Raw genomic sequence first — 15,143 nt, 5'->3', positions numbered from 1 at the left:
AAGCATGAAAAACGCAAAGGTATAGCGACAAACATGGATAATCTGCAATACCATAACAAAATCTTTGATAACTGGGGGTTTTTCTCATTAACCGAAGCCCACAGTGAATTATGCCGGTCTCTTACATGAGATACCTGTTTTGTGGAGAGCCGTATGCGGGAAAACCGCACGTACGGTTCGGAGGGAGGGGAGCCAGTAATGGATAACTCCCCTACCCCTATCATGAGCAGGCGCTTCATGATATGGAATTACCGACGTCCCCGTCGGTTCTTGCCTACGGTTCCTCCTCAATCCCACTTCAGCATAATTCAACAATCTCTTTTACATTTTTTTATGTAGATATGCCCTAAATCCGTGGCACCGCTTTAGACACCACCAGACACCGCTCCAAGACACCGCTCCCGCAGCTACAACGTATCAAGCATAATTTCAAATAGTGTCACCGTTTTTTCAAATCGAGGCTTCCTGATGGAGTGAGTATCACCGTTTTTTCAAATGGAGTATCACGCTTTTTTCAAATGGTTTGTTTCATCGTTTTTTCAATCGGTTTTGCTAATCAATACCAGACAGATAAGTTAGATGCTGATAACTTCAAATCTGATTAAGTGATCGATTTTGGGGCAGAGTTTCACCGTTTTTTCAAATGAATTTCTCTAACCTATTGAGCATGATCGCTATAGCTATTTTGATCCTCCAATCTGGTATCTTCGAGTATTATGCGATATCTTATGATATTGTGCAGAAAGGACTTGACCACGGTTGCGACTGGTTCTATGTAGAACCTATAAGTTAACAGTCGGGTAACCGAGAAGGAGATCAAGATGACCAAGCAAAAGAAAGGCAAGACACCGCTCGAGGAGATGGTGAAATCAGGCAGCCAATTAGTTCTGATGAGAGATGATGGTTCGGAGCAGCCAGTTGAAATCCTGGCAGAGAAGGCAGGGGTATTGAAGTTAGGATCAACCATGAGAGTGATCGAGATGGATAAGACTGGTTTGGATGGCTCGGAGAGCGCTCCAGTTGAAGATGATCCATACGCTAACGAGTTCCACTATAAGAGCTGGTGGAATCAGTTCCGGGGACCCTGGCTGCAGTCGGAGAAGATGACCGAGGAAGAGATCAGGATCAAAGCCGACGATGCCTGGGAATGCAGCGATTACAAGGAGATGATCAACCTGATGGCAGAGTTGATCTGCAGGCTCGAAAAGAAGTAAGCGAGAGCCAATCTATCACACTTAACCCGGCGATGCCGGGTTTCTCTCTTGGGCATCATTTAGCGAGGGCAAGGAGCTTATAGAAAGGATCTGTGGCGGTATAGACCTGGCTGATCCCGATCATGATTGTCACCAGATTCCCTTCAATCTTGGCATCGACAATGTACAGGAAGGCATCGCACTGGTTGGTTAGGATGATATGCGGAAGCTCCTGATACTCTTTATCCAGCACATGGGTGATCACCTTATCATCGCTCAGCTTTGCCGGGCTAGCCTGGCTGTTATCTCCCACTCCTTTATCCTGATCCTGGGTTTCGTATTGTAGCTTAGATAGGGAAAAGAGTCCATTTTGCAGGTGTTCTGTGCCAATGGCTTCATTGGCTATCTTACTTCCGGTTACCACTCCATCCAGGATGTGATTACCGTAGATACAATCGTTTTGCAGACCCCGGGCATCGAGCTTACCGATGGTGCAGGTCTTGCCACCGAAGCTACCATTAGTGTTGCCCCGGTTGTCCCAGATCTCATAGAAACCACAATCGGTTTCAGTTTCGATCAGACATTCATAATAACCTGAGTTCTCGGTTTCGATGAGACGTAATCCGCTCTGCCAGTCGGCTCCGGGTCTGAGTAAGCGTACATCCACTCCTGACTGAGGTTTACGTGCTCCCTCTTCCATTATATAGTAGCTGATTCCATATTTGAACATTTAGGATCCTCTGTCTTTATGTCTTTATGCTTTGCTGCTTTTCCATATTTATGCTTTTATGGCTTTATGGTTTTCTGGTTTTATGGCTAACTTGATGTGATATTGTCGCTATCGTCTTCAATGATGATTATTCCAAAGTCAATATAGCCGGGACTGCCGATGTATCTGGACTCGAGTGAGAACTTGACCTTCTCGGTATATTCATGCAGATCATCCGGACACTTGGGGAACTGGGATACCGTGACCGGGAACTGACTCCTCACTTCATTGTAAGCGGTGTATTCCAGGTAGAGACGTCCTGAGGCAGTGATGAAGTTCATCAGGGTATAATACTCATCGGGATTGAGGGTTGCTTGCAGATCGAAGCTATCTTCTCTATACTCGTCTCTCTGATGCAAGATAGTCGGATCAAAGGCATTCTTCTTCTCGATGCGGTATCTACGTCTGGGAGAGTATTCCACCTGACCAGTGGTACAATTGAAGTAGAATACTCCATTAGAGGTCTGCCGGATTAGTCTCCAGCCCCTTATAATAGCCATGCTTTCACCTTGTATTCATCGTTTATGTAGTCTCGCTCCAGTTCTGTTATGGCATAGACCTTAGTCTTAATGCGTATCTTGGACTGGAGGGAGAGGTTATATTTGGATAACTGGTCGATAGTGGTTTCCACGCTCCACTTGGAGTCATAGAAGTCTATCAGGTAGTCTTTGATCAGTCCTTGCAGTTGAGTGGTATCACCAGCCAGGACATCGATAGTCTTGATATCCGGCTTCTCCTGATTGCCTCGCTTGACGACAAAGGATACCACATCCTCATCTGCAATGTCTATTATGGTAGTGGAGTAAGCATCCTTGTTCTTGAGGATGATCTGTCCAGAGGCATTTGTAAAGATGGTGGCATTATAGAGCATTAACATCGCTTGCATGGCTTTTAGATTATCGGTCTGCTCTTCCTGAGCTGTCTCGTAAGCATCTCCGGGTTGTAGTTTGGAGGGCATCAGATTACCATGAAAGTGGGCTTCGTTCCAGTGGTTAACATACTGACTGCTACCATAGCTCTTGCCATCGATTAAGCCGGTACTGCTGAGTCCAGTGAAGAGGGTGTTACTGGTGATACCGTTATCGGTAAAGAAGCCGAGAAACTCATTATAGGCATTATCCAATGACTGCAGGTCTTCCACCCAGTCGGTCTTCTCATCATACTCGGATACTACCGGACAGATAGCATTATAGAAGCGGAATACCCTTCCTCTGAAGCGTCCCTGATATCTGGTGGCGGCAGGATTAGGATAGGTTGCCTGGATGATCTTCTTATAGGCAAAGACGAAGGTGATCTTGTTTCCAGTTACATCAACAAGGTAACCCCAATAGGGTCCCGGCCATCCACTATTATGATAGCTGTATGTCCAGCCTCCGGGTGGATTAGGAAAGGCGATCAGATCATCAAAGTCGATATGGGCTATGGCAAATGAGTTGCCCATAGTGATATTCAGAGTGGGTGTGGTGAACTGGTTAGTATAAGGAATAGAGATCAGGATAGCCTGTTCGATATCCTGTAGAAAGTAGCCCAGTATCCAGATCGGTAGATACCCAGCAGTTAGACTGTAATAGTGAGTGAGATCAGAATAGACCGATAGAAGCTTGATCTTATCGTAACAAGTAAACTTGAGGATGCCTGAGCTTACATCAAAGGACAACTGGGAAGTATCAATGATACCTGTAAAGAACAGCACATTATCCCGATAGACCTTCACTTCAAAGTGGGAGATGTAACGCTCATACTCATTGGTTCCGGAGAGGATGTTCTCCTGTATCCATACCGTTGGAAAACACTCAAAGGTGAGTCGCTTAGGCTCTCGGCTATAGTTGGATACCGCTTGCAGCTTATCGGCTGAGACGCTCAGGGTGATGATAGCTCTATTGGTAGCAGTATCGACCAGGCTGTGCTTGAGTTGGTTATAGTCAGTGGCATCGGTCTTGCCTTGTATAAAGTCAACTTTGAATAAGTTAGGCATAAGATATCCAATTCTTCATACTACACTTCGCTTCTGATCAGTTTACCGGTATCGGCTATCTCGGATACTCTGACTGGGTCATTAGATAGCGGATCGACATTGATCTCAATATTGGGTTTGTTATCGGAGATACTCTGTCGGAGACTACTGAACTCTTCCCGCACCACCGAGACGATGGTGTCCATGATGCTATCCATACTGCCTCTGCCCGAAACAGAGCCACCTGTGCCATAATATGAGCCCAGGTTGGCAGGCATGGGTACAGAGGGGATCGGCAGTCCGGCAAAGGCAAGCTTCACCTTATCAATGGGTGCGAAGTTGAGGAAGTCAAACAGGTTTCTGCCCAGTGCCTTGACTCTGTCTTTGGCGGTGATATACTCATCACCTTCGGCTTCGATCAGGATGCCACCCTCACTATGGGTCTTCCCGACTAAGAGACCGCCCGTAGCTGCCTTGGGTGGTTCAGTAGATTGGATCACAGCGATATTGGCAAGCCCGGCTCCTATTGCTGCAGCAGCTGCGGTGACCGCCAGTCCGGGTCCTACTACAGGAATACCGACCATCGACTTATATGCAGCAGTGGCAGAGGCATAAGTATCGATCATTGCCTGTCCGATAGCCAAGGTCTTCCAGAGGGCAAACCCCTTCTTTCCAAAGATCTCGGATGCTTTGGCAAGGTCTCGCATGATCTGTTGAGCCCCTTGCAGGTTACGCATCTCATAGTCATTTCTGATCCGGGACTTGGCTGCTTCACTCTGAGCAGTAATCTGCTGTTCGGTAAAGCCAGCAGCCAGGAGCTTCTCTCTACGCTTGGCATAGTACTGGTCGATGGCTCTCAGTTCCGCATCCCAGGTTCTATCCAATAGTTCCAGGCTCCGCTGTGTGAAGTCAAACCGGGTATCCTGCAAGTCCTGCTGTTGCCGTCTCTCCTCTTCTAATGCTTTGCGCCTAAGCTCTGTTTCAGCTTCGATCTGTGCCGTTCTTGCTGCGGCAGCTTCAGTCTCTACTTTGACCGACTCATCAGCATAGTGATCCCTAATGGACTGTAATAGCTCTTCTGAGGCACCCAAGGACTGAGCTCTGGCAAGCTCCGCATCCCGCTGGATTTCGAGTTCCTTCTGTTTCCGCAGCACAGCATCGTCTATAGCCAGGACATCATACTTCTGCTGCATCGACCTAAGCTGTTCCAATTGCCGTTGCCGCTCATCATATTCAGAGTTATCAGGAGTGGTACCACCACCGGAGCCTGTATTAGATGTGGGTGTAAAGGTCAGGTCCGGAGCATCAAGCATCGCCTGTCTATAGGCTGTACCTATCTGCTGCAGATCATTCTTGGCAGCTTGCAGTTGTCCGGTTAAGGCACCGAACTGGTTCAAGCGTCTTTCTAACTTAAGCCACTCACCGTCATTACCGAAGTAGGAAGCAGGGTTGAAGCCCATAGCATTGCGGTCACTGGTCAGGAAGTCCCAATCTACTGAGTTCATCAACTGCTGTCTGCGGGCACGCACCTGATCTACCTCAGCTCTTTGGGAGTCGATCTCGATCTGTAGTTCGGCTACCTTCCTGATCTGAGCATTATACTTCTCACCATAGACTTCAGCTATCTGTTTCTGCACCAGTGCATCGGAAGCGTTACGCAGAGCAGTTGCCAGGTTATTGTACGAGGATGTCTCAAGATCGATATTGCCAAGGTATTCTGAGTAGTTCTCATTGAGTGACCTGATGATGTTCTTCATCTCAGTCTTATCAGCAGTGGCAAGGGTTGTAGCAGAGCGTAACTCAAGCAATCGGGATGCCAACAGACTGAACTTCTCAGCTTCCACTGAGACCTGTTTCTGAGCGTCCTTGATCTCATCGCTCATGGAACGCTGTGCTACAGTTACCGTATCAGTCTTAACCGAGGCTGCTGCCAGTCCCAGTCCAAGTGCAGACAGAGCACCCACTGCAATACCGATAATCCCTGCCACCGGGTTTATGGCTACCTGCAGAGCATGATAGGCGGCAGTCAAAGCTGTAATGGTAGTTGTAATAGTACCGATCAAGGGAATCGCTACTACAATCCCGGCTACGAAGCCCTGCATGACCGGAGATAGACTTTGATAGGCATCCATCAGCCACCGCAAACCCTGCAGGAGAGGATTGATCAGGACAGTAAGCATATCGCCTACAGTCTCCTGGATATCCCCCCAGGCATTAGCATTCTGCAGACGCAGATCAGCCAGAGCGATAGCGGTACCACCATAGTCTTCGCCTAATTTCTCGACCAGATAGGATACTCCCTCAGTCTTGAGCCGGGTATCATCAAGCTCAATGCCATAGCGACCCAACATCTCAGTATGACCATTCAGAGCCCGACCCATGAGATCAAAGGCACTTTCCACACTCATCCCGGTAGCTTTGTTGGCTTCAGTAAAGTCCAGGAGCAGTGGCACCAGCTGTTGAATCTCATCCTTGTTCAGTTTGAAGGTCTGCGAGAGCTTAGACATCAAAGCCAGCAGTTGATCATCTTCGAAGTTGGTCAAAGATTGCATGGCAGAGGCAAACTCTCCCATCTCAGCAGCAGCTTCTCCAAACGATATCTTCGCCAATGTCATAGCCTGCCTTTGACCCAGTGATGCATCAAGTAGACCATTCATGGATCGCACCAGACCACCGACTACCTGGATCACTCCATCGACAGCGATTTTGACATCACGAATGGTAGCCAGAGCCTGTTCTGCCGTTATCTTAACCGCAGCAGGCTTCTCCACCACAGACTGGGTGGACTCCGCCTCCTGCTTGACTTCGGCAAGCTTGACATTGGCATCGTCAGTGACGAGGATGAGTTTGAAAGTTAGGTCAGGCATATTTTACGATTGACAGTAACCAAAACTATGGAAAATGGAAACTTGATAAAAGGAGTAACAATGGATAACGACAAATTATTCAAGGATACTATTAAGAAGCTTAATGCAGACCCTGCCACTCGTATCAAAGAGGGGTATGTTATTATGCTTGACGTATTAGGATTTAGAGATCTAATATCAAGACGGTTCGGATTTACTTTCTTCAAGATATGGGCAGATATTAAACAATCGTTATTGGACAAAAAAGAGGGGTTAGAAAAGAAAATCAAGCCCCTAGACATAGATGTTCTTTGCTTATCTGATACTCTTGTTGTGTGTATATCCATGAAGACAAGAAACAAAATTGATCCTCGCATATTGTTAAGCCTAATACCTCAACTAATTGATTGCTTCTTTTGGGAGCAGTTTACAAAACGTGTTTTTTTCCGTGGTGCCATAAGCTATGGTAAGTATCAATGTGACATTGTAAATAATATAGCAATGGGAGAGGCAATTGAAGAAGCTTATGATTGGCATTCTCTATCCGAATGGATTGGTGTTGTTTTAACACCGAGTGCTTTATATGCGAAAGAAAAATACATCATAGAAAACCCCAACGATACATCTATATGTACAATTTTGAATGATAGATTCGTAGAGTATCCGATACCTTTCAAAGAATCAAAGATATATAATACAAACGCTTGTGTTTGGTTCAAGGTGACGAAAGATATAAAAAAGAACCAACAGCTCTTAGCCCAAGTATTGTTAGTGTTTTCAGAAATTAAACACCTACATTCAGTTGCAGCTAAGTACTCAAATACCCTCGAATTCATAAAAACCCGGCTTGGCTTAAATCAAACAAACTCATAGTTTGTAATTCCTGATCAGTAACTCCGTCTCCGTCTGGAACGCACCGGAAACGGTGTACTGCGCTTCGACTTCATCAATGGTGAAGCCTTGGTAGAGTGTGCGGATATAAGGGTCGTTATTGTAGGATAGCAGGAACTTCCCTTTGATGTGCTTCAGTGCGGAGGCAAGCTCTTCATGCTTGGCAAAAGCGTCAGCGTCTTCTCTGTCGTATAGATGCTCCTTTGTATAGTAGGGTGGGTCAAGGTAGAAAAAGGTATTGGGCGTATCAAAGCGGGCGATGAGCTTCTCAAAGTCCTGCTTTTCAATGATCACCTGTTTTAGCCGTTCCGAGGCTGCTTTGACTTTCTCAAGATTACGGAGTGGCATGTATTTGTAGCCCTGCATGATGCAGAAGTTCTTGGACCGGGAGCCGTAGCTGCAGGATAACTGGAAGTAGAAACGGATAGCCCGTTCCAGCTCGGTTTTGGGCTCATGTTGAGCGAACGTGTCGAACATCTCCCTTGATACCAAGTATTGATTCAACTCCGTCACAAACGCTTCAGGGTGCTGTTTTACGTACTTCCAGAAGTTCACCAGATCACCATTGATGTCATTGTAGACTTCAGTGTAACGGCTCTTATTGGATATCTGCCAATCTTCCTTGTTGGGACTCTTCCCGAACAGTATCCAGGCAGCACCGCCAAAGACTTCACAGTAGATATCATGCTTTGGAATGAGTGGCAGTATCTTCTTTCTTAGGAGACGCTTGCCACCTACCCAGGAGATGATGCTGTTCATGATATCCCCCTGATCTCTTTGGTGGTTTTGGGTTTGGTCTTGGCTGTATCATGATCGATATCAATGAGATCGAAGTTGGCGATGATCACTTCATTGAACTCGGACTTTCCTTCCTTGCGGTTGATACCCTTGGTTCTGGTGACATGCCTGATATCATAGCCTTTGTATAGCTTGAGCACATCCGGGTTATCATCATAGGAGAGGATGAACCTGCCCTTGATGCTCTTCAGAATGTCTCTGAGGGCTTCATGACTGAACTGCTTGGAGTTCTCGTAGGTATAGCCCAGCATGTATGGTGGATCACAGTAGAAGAAGTTGCTCTTGGTATCGTACTTCTCAATCACCTTCTCATAAGAGAGGTTCTCGATGATCACCATGTCTAAGCGTTTGTGGAGTTCCTTGATGCGTTCCAAGCGGTTATACATACTGGAGGTACCACGCTTCTGAGAGGTACCAAAGCTATCACCTTTGCTTCCGAATGATCTCGTGATCAGGAACATGAACCTGGCAGCTCTCTGTATCTCGGTAAGACCTTCTTGCTTGAGGATGTCACAGAAGAGCTTGCGGCTGGCTACGAGAAAGTCCAGTTCTTTAATCAGCTCATCCGGGTGATACTTCACCTGCAGGAAGAGATTGACCAGGCGATAATCGAGATCGTTATAAACTTCCAGATCGCCCCACTTGTCTTTGAAGAGCAGCATCCAGGCTGCACCCCCGAAGGGTTCGATGTAGCCCTGAATGTCCTTGGGAACGTATTGCGAGATAGTTTTACGGAGGAGGCGTTTACCTCCGATCCATCCGATCAGTGCATCCATTAGATGTCTCCTCTGTAGGCTTTCATACTCGTCAGACAGAGCCGCAGGTACAGCTCCGGCAGGGTGAGATTAGCGAAGTCCTCAGTGGTAAAACCAAGCTTACGCATCATCATTTCGAAGCCCTCGTAGGGGTATTTGCCTGCGCTTTGACTGCTAATCCGAAACTCCCGAGCCAAGCGCTGAACCTCTCTTTGCTGGCTCTGATATAGACGAAAAAAGCAGAGATATGCTCCAGAGCAACGAGTGCATCCATCTCGTCCGGGTCTTGGTTGGAAATGATACGGATCAGCTCTTTATCGATTTCCGATTCGGAGATGATCTCCAGCAATTCCACTTCACTGACCTTAGTCACCTTGCCGGAGAGGAAGTCCTCAAGCTTGGCTTTCAGGGTCTTATTAGAGATCGTGAGGCAGAGTATCTGCCGCAGTTGTTTATAGCTGAGTTGGGGTTCTCGCTTCATGGTTTGTTTTCCTTTTCTATTGTCCAAAGAACATCTTGATGGCAACGCCGATCAGCATGAAGAACTGGGTAGTGGAGACGCCCAGAAGCAGCTTCATGTTCGTCTCCACTCTCGCCATACGAGTTACCAGTGAGTTATTGCTGTTACCATTGCCGTAGATCTCCTCATGCACACTATCGATTTTTTGCTTGATCTCGGGTTTGCATTGGCAATCCATGTCTTATCCTTGTTGGTTAATGGTTATTGGCATCAGATTCCTGCTGCCGGGATGTCCTTGAGCAGGAAGATCTTGTTGGAAGTGACTCCGGAGAACTCGGTGCTGATCACGACTGTAAACAGACCGTCAGCTTCACCTGACCAATCTACTGTCCAACGTAGACCATTGAAGATCACCACTCTATCAAGACCCTTGGAGGTAACTACGATAGTGGTGTTCTTACCCATAAAAGCAGAGCTCTCAAGGAAGTTCTTCTGCTTGGTGGACAGGCCCACAATAGTCAGTTCCACAGTGGAGGTTCGCTTGCCGGGTATGGCATAGTTTCGGGTCTTGAGCTTGGTGATCTTGGAATCGGCTTTACCGGGTTTCTCAGCCAGTTCCCCGAGCAGATCGAAGTTGGTGGTCAGTTCGGTCTTAACACTACCCTGTGTGGCATAGAGAGTATTGACATCGGTTTCGGTATAGGTGCCTATCCCGAAGTAGATATCGTCTGCTACCATGACATCCATCAGGGTATTGAAGAGCATGTCGCCTTCCAGCATGGGGGCAGGATAGGTTGGTTGTACTACCGGATATGACGGCATCAGAATACTCCCTTGATGGCTTTACCGATACTGAACAGCCACTTGCGGTTATGGAATACGTACTCTACTGCGCCTCCGATCGTGCCGAAGATCTTCATTACGAGATTGGTTTGTTTAGCCGGGAGGGATTTGGTAGCACGCTCGACTGCCAATTGCTTCTTGGCATAGTCGTCGAGGTCTTTGGTAGCAGGGTTGATCTTGATATCCTGGATGATGTCCAGGATGATCGCCAGAGCGGAGTTGATCTTGGTCTTATCCAAGGTCTTACCCGTTATCTTAAAGATGATCCAGACGATCAGGGTGGTGATAAGCCCTAAGATGAAGGCTTGATTGGCAATGATGAAGTCCATTGATACTCCTTATGTTATGGTTATTGTTTAGGTGGTTAACTTGAAGACTTTCACGAAGCCGGAGATGTAGGTAATGCCGGGACGGATACGGATGTACCAGTGGTACTTCCAGTCCGCGCCATGGTGTTCGACTTTGAGTTCGGCATCAGTTCTGTATCCGATAATGATGAACTTGGGCAGTCCACCGATGATGTAGTCATCAGTCATGAGACGGGGCTTTACAGGGATACCAGCAAAGGATACGTTGCCACCTTCCAGCAGCAGGCGGTCTCCGGCTCCGGTCTCACGCTTGGCAAGTTCGGCTCGGATGCGGATCAGGTCTTTCTGACTGACATAGAACTTGAAGTTCTCCTGCTCTTCCAACATCTCATCCGAGAAAGCCAGGAGAGCGGCTTCAAAGCGTTTTGCCCAGTCGGTATAGGTGGTCTTGGAGAGGTTGGTGACATCGGTTGCCGTAGTTGCCAGCTTGATCACACCATCCAGACCTTTTAGCTTGGCGGTGGCAGAGACCCGGTCACCCTTGAAGATGAGCAGACGGATAGCCTTCTCGGTCTTCTTGGCGATATGGTTCTCTACATAGGCACCGAAGGCATCCTCACCGTACTTGTCCTTATAGAACTCAACCACATCCCTGCCTAAGGTGAACTCGGCATTGAGGATACCGGTGGGGACAGAGAGATCGGCTGTGGCTACCGTCTGAGCCGTCAGAGCACCATCCAGGCTGTTCTTGAAGACCAGGTCATCGATCAGTCCGGCATCGATCTTCTCATCCTTGAGTAGCGGAATGATCGAGATATCGGAGAGGGTATCATCAGGTTGGCTACCGATCACCTCATCGATAAACAGAGAGGTAGTATTGGCATTGAGGATGTTCATGGCTTTACCGGAATCCACATCAGAGATACCTTTGTAGATCTCCCGGTGCGAAGCCTTGACCACAATCTTGTTACCATCGATCATGACTTCTTTATCAGCATTCATCTGATTGCCATCCGGCTCACCGGGGATGCTTTTAGAGATCGCTCTGGTCATGGTGACCGAGAGGTCTTTCAGGCTCTTCTCGATGCTCTTGATGGCTTCAGATACGATTACGGTACCACTGCTCTTCTCAAGCTCGGTGATGCGCTCTGTGATGGCATTGATGCCTTTCTGCATCTCGCCGTTGTTGTTCAGTTCCGCTACCTTACGCAGGCTGCCCAGTTCGTTCTTGATCTCGGCAAGGCTGGCTTCGGTACCGCTGTAGTCATCAGCCCGTCCATAGATGGAGACACCATTGAACTCACCTTTCTCGACCTTCTGCCAGAGCTCACTCTGGAGGTTTTCGCACTTGAGGACTTGTACCCAAGAGCCGACCTTAGCATCGGGAAAATGCTCACGGTCACTGGTCTTGAGGATGTAGTTCTCAACGACTGTAAACTCAGGGACAGGCTGCAGATTGTGATTCACATCGCACTTGCCGACTAAGCCGTGCTTGGCGAAGTGATCCCAGGACTTCTGAATCTCTTCCCGGGTGTAATAGTCACCCTGGGAATCATGGATGTTGGGTTCCATCAGAGTGACGTAAAGCCGTCCCTGAGTGCCTGATGTTTCACTCTTGAACTTGGTGGAGTTGATCTTGTGTTCAAAGCTTCTGCCACTGGCATTCTTGACCACAAAGCCTTTCTGGTTAGCCGGGTTCATCTCGTCAAAGAGGAGCGAGACGAGTTCGACTTCCACATTACGCAGTTCGCCCTTCTTGACGATCCTGCTCTTAGTTCCGAAGATATTCACTGTACCTCCTTAGGGTTAGTGATTGGTTGATTGTTTGATAGGTTATTGAATAGTCCGTGGGTTGTTTTCATATCTTACTTACCTCCGAAGTTCCTGTTCTGCATAAAGAGCTGCTCATCCGCAGACTGGAGCTTCTCGGTGAGATTACCGAAGTTGAAGTCTTCCGGAGTGACATTCCATCCGAACTCAAAGTTGAACTCTATTGCCAAAGTGAGTGCGAGGCGGTTCTGCAGCGGTTTGACTACGAAGTGGTAGAACATCAGCATATCACTCTTGTTATCGCCACCAAGCTGCCCTGGGATAAGCTGTGAGACAATCCTTGCCGGGACCCGGTGATAAGCGAAGATACCTTCTCGTAAGTCTTTCTTGAGAGTGAGGAAGCCGCCCTCTCTATCCTGCTGACGCAGTGGCTCGAGGCGTATCTTTACGTCCCGGCTTTCACTCTCGATCAGCACTGTGGAGTGGCTCTTGGCATTGCCTTTCACTTCGATCAGTGCCTTCTCGATCTCGGTATAAGCATCGGTCAGGACTTCATTGCCCTGCTCATCAGTCACTGTTCCGTCCCTAAGAGTCCCACCTTCCACGATCACGAAATAGTCGATCATCAGACCGTTCTTGAAGTTGTTGTAGTCGAAGGTCTTGATCTCAGAGAGTATCTCGACATTGATTGCTATAGGAAGGCAGCCCAGGCCCCAGGCATTGCTCTTGTGAGTGCTCTTCTTGATGTGGATGATATCGGCATAAGCAAAGTCTTTCTTCTGGTTGTTCTTCACTTGGATGTAGTTGGGGCGAAAGAAGCCGAACTCGTCATAGTTTTCCACAATCTGCACTTCAGAGGGAAGCATCCTCTCAAGTCCCATCCACTGTCCTTGGGCATTACGCATCTTGATTAGGAAGCCGTTCCCACAGGCCAGATAGAACTTGATCATCTCTGCCAGGATGGTAGTCTGGTCTTCGCAGGCAGGGAACTCGGCAGCTTCCATCCATGACTTAACCTGGCTATTTTTGCAGTCGAACTCCATTACGGTTGCCATAGACAATGCATCCACACAACCGGAATGGTACTCATCGGTATCCAGGAGATTGAGCAGATTGCTCATTGAATAGGGCTGTGATACGACCTTCTTGGTCTCGGCAGCCTTAGAGATCAGTTGCTTCCCGACCCGGCTGCACTTGGATAAGTCAATCGGCTCAGGCTTATACTTGGTATCCAGGAGTTCAGCAGCAGAGCTGATAGCCAGGTTGTATCCACCCAGTCGCATTACTCTCATGCAGAGGTTCCTGTTCCTGCTTTCAAGAGGTCGATCTTGGCGATCCTGACCAGTCTGGTGCCGTCAATGCGGCTGGTATAGTATTCCACACTGGGCAGGTCCCGGTTCATCAGTTTGAGATAGAAAGAGCGGAACTTCTCTTTGAGTTGATAGAGATCAGAATCAGGATCATCCACGTTCTGGGCATTGACGATCAGGAAGACTGTCCATGCCAGGTCAGTACTCACATACTGTCTTGAAGTGCCGTTCTTGCCTGTTTCTGAGTCCAGGATCACGATAGCACAGGGTAACTGCTTGGGTATGGCATCCTTGTTAAATTGGATGGTAGGTATATCGGAAAACCCCAATGCATCGACTATTCGATTCCGGTCTGCGATAAACTTCTCATGTGCGGTCATAGACTTACCTCGATGCTGTTCAGTTGTTGATATATCCACTGCTCCCGGTTAGCGATAACCTCAGCGAACACATTACGGGCAGCTATGCCTTCCCGCTTGATCTTGCCCCGGATGAGATAAGCGATCTCGGCTACGATCAGCAGCTTCCCCGTCTCTTTTTCAGTCCAAGACAGGTGCTTGCGTTCGACCCAGGCGATTAGTGGAGCAATCGGAGTCCAGGAAGGCACTTTGCCGCCCAAAACGAAAGGCTCGTGACGTACATTGGAGCCTACTCTGAGGATCATTGCATCAGGACAGGTCTCGACCAGATAGCCTGTATTGCCGTAGAAGTCGCCCTTATCGTATATCTGCTTTGCCAGTATCTCCTTGCGGGACTCAGCATCGATCACAGAACCTATCAGATGCAGACGGCTCTCCAAAGCAGCATAGATAGCCAAGTAGATCTCCCGCATCAGTTCATCCGGAGTTGTATAGCTATCAGGCATCAGATAACTCCCACCCGGATCACTCTTGGAGGTCTGGGTTTAAGCTCATCCAATCTCTGCATACCGGTAGGGTTGAGATAGTCTCGAAGTCCGGTCAGTGCTCTTAGTTCAAGGTTAGCTTTGAATGCGTCAATTTCGCTCCCTGTGAGCAGTTCGGTAGCAGACTGGTCTAATCCTACGGTCTTGACTATTCCCTCGCCCAGGGTCTTCAAATTGAGAAACTCGACTGTGCTGTGCAGCATCAGAAAGCAGAACCCAAAACGAAAAGAAATCAGGAAGGGATCATCCTCCGGCATATCTTCTTGGATTGCCCGGGTATAGTGTTCCGGTATAACAACCGAACGTACAATCTCCAGAACTAGCGTTCTATGCTCTTTAAAG

Annotated in this window: 17 protein-coding genes; 2 read left to right on the top strand and 15 right to left on the bottom strand. The window is 47.9% G+C overall.

The window, feature by feature from the left end:
* Positions 1–821: 821 nt before the first annotated feature.
* Positions 822–1,214: a hypothetical protein gene (locus Q8M98_02955; GenBank protein MDP3113713.1), complete on the top strand. Its 393-nt coding sequence runs from the start codon at positions 822–824 to the stop codon at positions 1,212–1,214.
* Between the two features lie 55 nt (positions 1,215–1,269).
* Here Q8M98_02955 and Q8M98_02950 read toward each other — a convergent pair whose 3' ends face one another.
* The 4 genes from Q8M98_02950 to Q8M98_02935 all read right to left on the bottom strand — a co-directional run bounded on the left by Q8M98_02950 (position 1,270) and on the right by Q8M98_02935 (position 6,783).
* Complete coding sequence (locus Q8M98_02950; GenBank protein MDP3113712.1) at positions 1,270–1,923, bottom strand: hypothetical protein; 654 nt, start codon at positions 1,921–1,923, stop codon at positions 1,270–1,272.
* An 86-nt stretch (positions 1,924–2,009) separates the two neighbouring features.
* On the bottom strand, positions 2,010–2,462 hold the full coding sequence (locus Q8M98_02945; GenBank protein MDP3113711.1) for a hypothetical protein: 453 nt from the start codon (positions 2,460–2,462) through the stop codon (positions 2,010–2,012).
* A complete protein-coding gene (locus Q8M98_02940) occupies positions 2,450–3,937 on the bottom strand; it encodes a hypothetical protein (protein MDP3113710.1) in 1,488 nt (495 codons plus the stop codon). Before Q8M98_02940 ends, Q8M98_02945 begins: the two co-directional genes overlap by 13 nt.
* 20 nt (positions 3,938–3,957) lie before the next feature.
* Positions 3,958–6,783, bottom strand: coding sequence for a hypothetical protein (locus Q8M98_02935; GenBank protein ID MDP3113709.1), 2,826 nt, complete (start codon positions 6,781–6,783; stop codon positions 3,958–3,960).
* A 60-nt stretch (positions 6,784–6,843) separates the two neighbouring features.
* Between Q8M98_02935 and Q8M98_02930 the strand changes: the two genes are divergently transcribed.
* Positions 6,844–7,635 carry a hypothetical protein gene (locus Q8M98_02930; protein MDP3113708.1) on the top strand — a complete coding sequence of 264 codons (792 nt, stop codon included), beginning with the start codon at positions 6,844–6,846 and terminating at the stop codon, positions 7,633–7,635.
* Here Q8M98_02930 and Q8M98_02925 read toward each other — a convergent pair.
* The 11 genes from Q8M98_02925 to Q8M98_02875 form a co-directional block, all read right to left on the bottom strand.
* The gene (locus tag Q8M98_02925) at positions 7,630–8,412 is read right to left on the bottom strand and encodes a DNA adenine methylase (GenBank protein MDP3113707.1); all 783 of its coding nucleotides are present in this window, start codon (positions 8,410–8,412) and stop codon (positions 7,630–7,632) included. The two genes, Q8M98_02930 and Q8M98_02925, sit on opposite strands and share 6 nt — an antisense overlap.
* Entirely contained in the window at positions 8,409–9,227 is an 819-nt protein-coding gene (locus tag Q8M98_02920; GenBank protein ID MDP3113706.1) for a DNA adenine methylase, read from the bottom strand. Before Q8M98_02920 ends, Q8M98_02925 begins: the two co-directional genes overlap by 4 nt.
* Positions 9,228–9,336: 109 nt before the next feature.
* The gene (locus Q8M98_02915) at positions 9,337–9,687 is read right to left on the bottom strand and encodes a hypothetical protein (GenBank protein ID MDP3113705.1); all 351 of its coding nucleotides are present in this window, start codon (positions 9,685–9,687) and stop codon (positions 9,337–9,339) included.
* A gap of 16 nt (positions 9,688–9,703) precedes the next feature.
* On the bottom strand, positions 9,704–9,904 hold the full coding sequence (locus tag Q8M98_02910) for a hypothetical protein (protein MDP3113704.1): 201 nt from the start codon (positions 9,902–9,904) through the stop codon (positions 9,704–9,706).
* A gap of 32 nt (positions 9,905–9,936) precedes the next feature.
* Positions 9,937–10,488, bottom strand: a complete 552-nt coding sequence (locus Q8M98_02905) for a hypothetical protein (protein ID MDP3113703.1) — start codon at positions 10,486–10,488, stop codon at positions 9,937–9,939.
* A complete protein-coding gene (locus Q8M98_02900; GenBank protein ID MDP3113702.1) occupies positions 10,488–10,838 on the bottom strand; it encodes a hypothetical protein in 351 nt (116 codons plus the stop codon). Before Q8M98_02900 ends, Q8M98_02905 begins: the two co-directional genes overlap by 1 nt.
* 27 nt (positions 10,839–10,865) lie before the next feature.
* Entirely contained in the window at positions 10,866–12,608 is a 1,743-nt protein-coding gene (locus Q8M98_02895) for an XkdF-like putative serine protease domain-containing protein (GenBank protein ID MDP3113701.1), read from the bottom strand.
* A gap of 74 nt (positions 12,609–12,682) precedes the next feature.
* Positions 12,683–13,879, bottom strand: a complete 1,197-nt coding sequence (locus Q8M98_02890; protein MDP3113700.1) for a phage portal protein — start codon at positions 13,877–13,879, stop codon at positions 12,683–12,685.
* On the bottom strand, positions 13,876–14,277 hold the full coding sequence (locus Q8M98_02885; protein ID MDP3113699.1) for a hypothetical protein: 402 nt from the start codon (positions 14,275–14,277) through the stop codon (positions 13,876–13,878). The genes Q8M98_02890 and Q8M98_02885 overlap by 4 nt, the downstream gene beginning before the upstream one ends.
* Positions 14,274–14,762: a hypothetical protein gene (locus tag Q8M98_02880; protein ID MDP3113698.1), complete on the bottom strand. Its 489-nt coding sequence runs from the start codon at positions 14,760–14,762 to the stop codon at positions 14,274–14,276. The genes Q8M98_02885 and Q8M98_02880 overlap by 4 nt, the downstream gene beginning before the upstream one ends.
* The coding region (locus tag Q8M98_02875) for a hypothetical protein (protein ID MDP3113697.1) at positions 14,762–15,143 on the bottom strand (382 nt) is incomplete at its 5' end. The genes Q8M98_02875 and Q8M98_02880, both read right to left, overlap by 1 nt.

The sequence above is a fragment of the Candidatus Cloacimonadaceae bacterium genome, assembly GCA_030693415.1.
Lineage (GTDB): Bacteria > Cloacimonadota > Cloacimonadia > Cloacimonadales > Cloacimonadaceae > JAUYAR01.
The sequence above is the reverse complement of the archived record's forward strand: the minus strand, read 5'-3'. Positions and strand labels throughout refer to the sequence as shown.

What these genes read in the sequence shown, in the direction of transcription:
- Q8M98_02930 (MDP3113708.1), top strand. Translation starts at nt 6,844, where the DNA reads ATGGATAACGACAAATTATTCAAGGATACTATTAAGAAGCTTAATGCA.
- Q8M98_02885 (MDP3113699.1), bottom strand. Translation starts at nt 14,277, where the DNA reads ATGACCGCACATGAGAAGTTTATCGCAGACCGGAATCGAATAGTCGAT.
- Q8M98_02920 (MDP3113706.1), bottom strand. Translation starts at nt 9,227, where the DNA reads ATGGATGCACTGATCGGATGGATCGGAGGTAAACGCCTCCTCCGTAAA.
- Q8M98_02900 (MDP3113702.1), bottom strand. Translation starts at nt 10,838, where the DNA reads ATGGACTTCATCATTGCCAATCAAGCCTTCATCTTAGGGCTTATCACC.
- Q8M98_02915 (MDP3113705.1), bottom strand. Translation starts at nt 9,687, where the DNA reads ATGAAGCGAGAACCCCAACTCAGCTATAAACAACTGCGGCAGATACTC.
- Q8M98_02945 (MDP3113711.1), bottom strand. Translation starts at nt 2,462, where the DNA reads ATGGCTATTATAAGGGGCTGGAGACTAATCCGGCAGACCTCTAATGGA.
- Q8M98_02910 (MDP3113704.1), bottom strand. Translation starts at nt 9,904, where the DNA reads ATGGATTGCCAATGCAAACCCGAGATCAAGCAAAAAATCGATAGTGTG.
- Q8M98_02880 (MDP3113698.1), bottom strand. Translation starts at nt 14,762, where the DNA reads ATGCCTGATAGCTATACAACTCCGGATGAACTGATGCGGGAGATCTAC.
- Q8M98_02905 (MDP3113703.1), bottom strand. Translation starts at nt 10,488, where the DNA reads ATGCCGTCATATCCGGTAGTACAACCAACCTATCCTGCCCCCATGCTG.
- Q8M98_02950 (MDP3113712.1), bottom strand. Translation starts at nt 1,923, where the DNA reads ATGTTCAAATATGGAATCAGCTACTATATAATGGAAGAGGGAGCACGT.
- Q8M98_02955 (MDP3113713.1), top strand. Translation starts at nt 822, where the DNA reads ATGACCAAGCAAAAGAAAGGCAAGACACCGCTCGAGGAGATGGTGAAA.
- Q8M98_02940 (MDP3113710.1), bottom strand. Translation starts at nt 3,937, where the DNA reads ATGCCTAACTTATTCAAAGTTGACTTTATACAAGGCAAGACCGATGCC.
- Q8M98_02935 (MDP3113709.1), bottom strand. Translation starts at nt 6,783, where the DNA reads ATGCCTGACCTAACTTTCAAACTCATCCTCGTCACTGACGATGCCAAT.
- Q8M98_02890 (MDP3113700.1), bottom strand. Translation starts at nt 13,879, where the DNA reads ATGAGAGTAATGCGACTGGGTGGATACAACCTGGCTATCAGCTCTGCT.
- Q8M98_02925 (MDP3113707.1), bottom strand. Translation starts at nt 8,412, where the DNA reads ATGAACAGCATCATCTCCTGGGTAGGTGGCAAGCGTCTCCTAAGAAAG.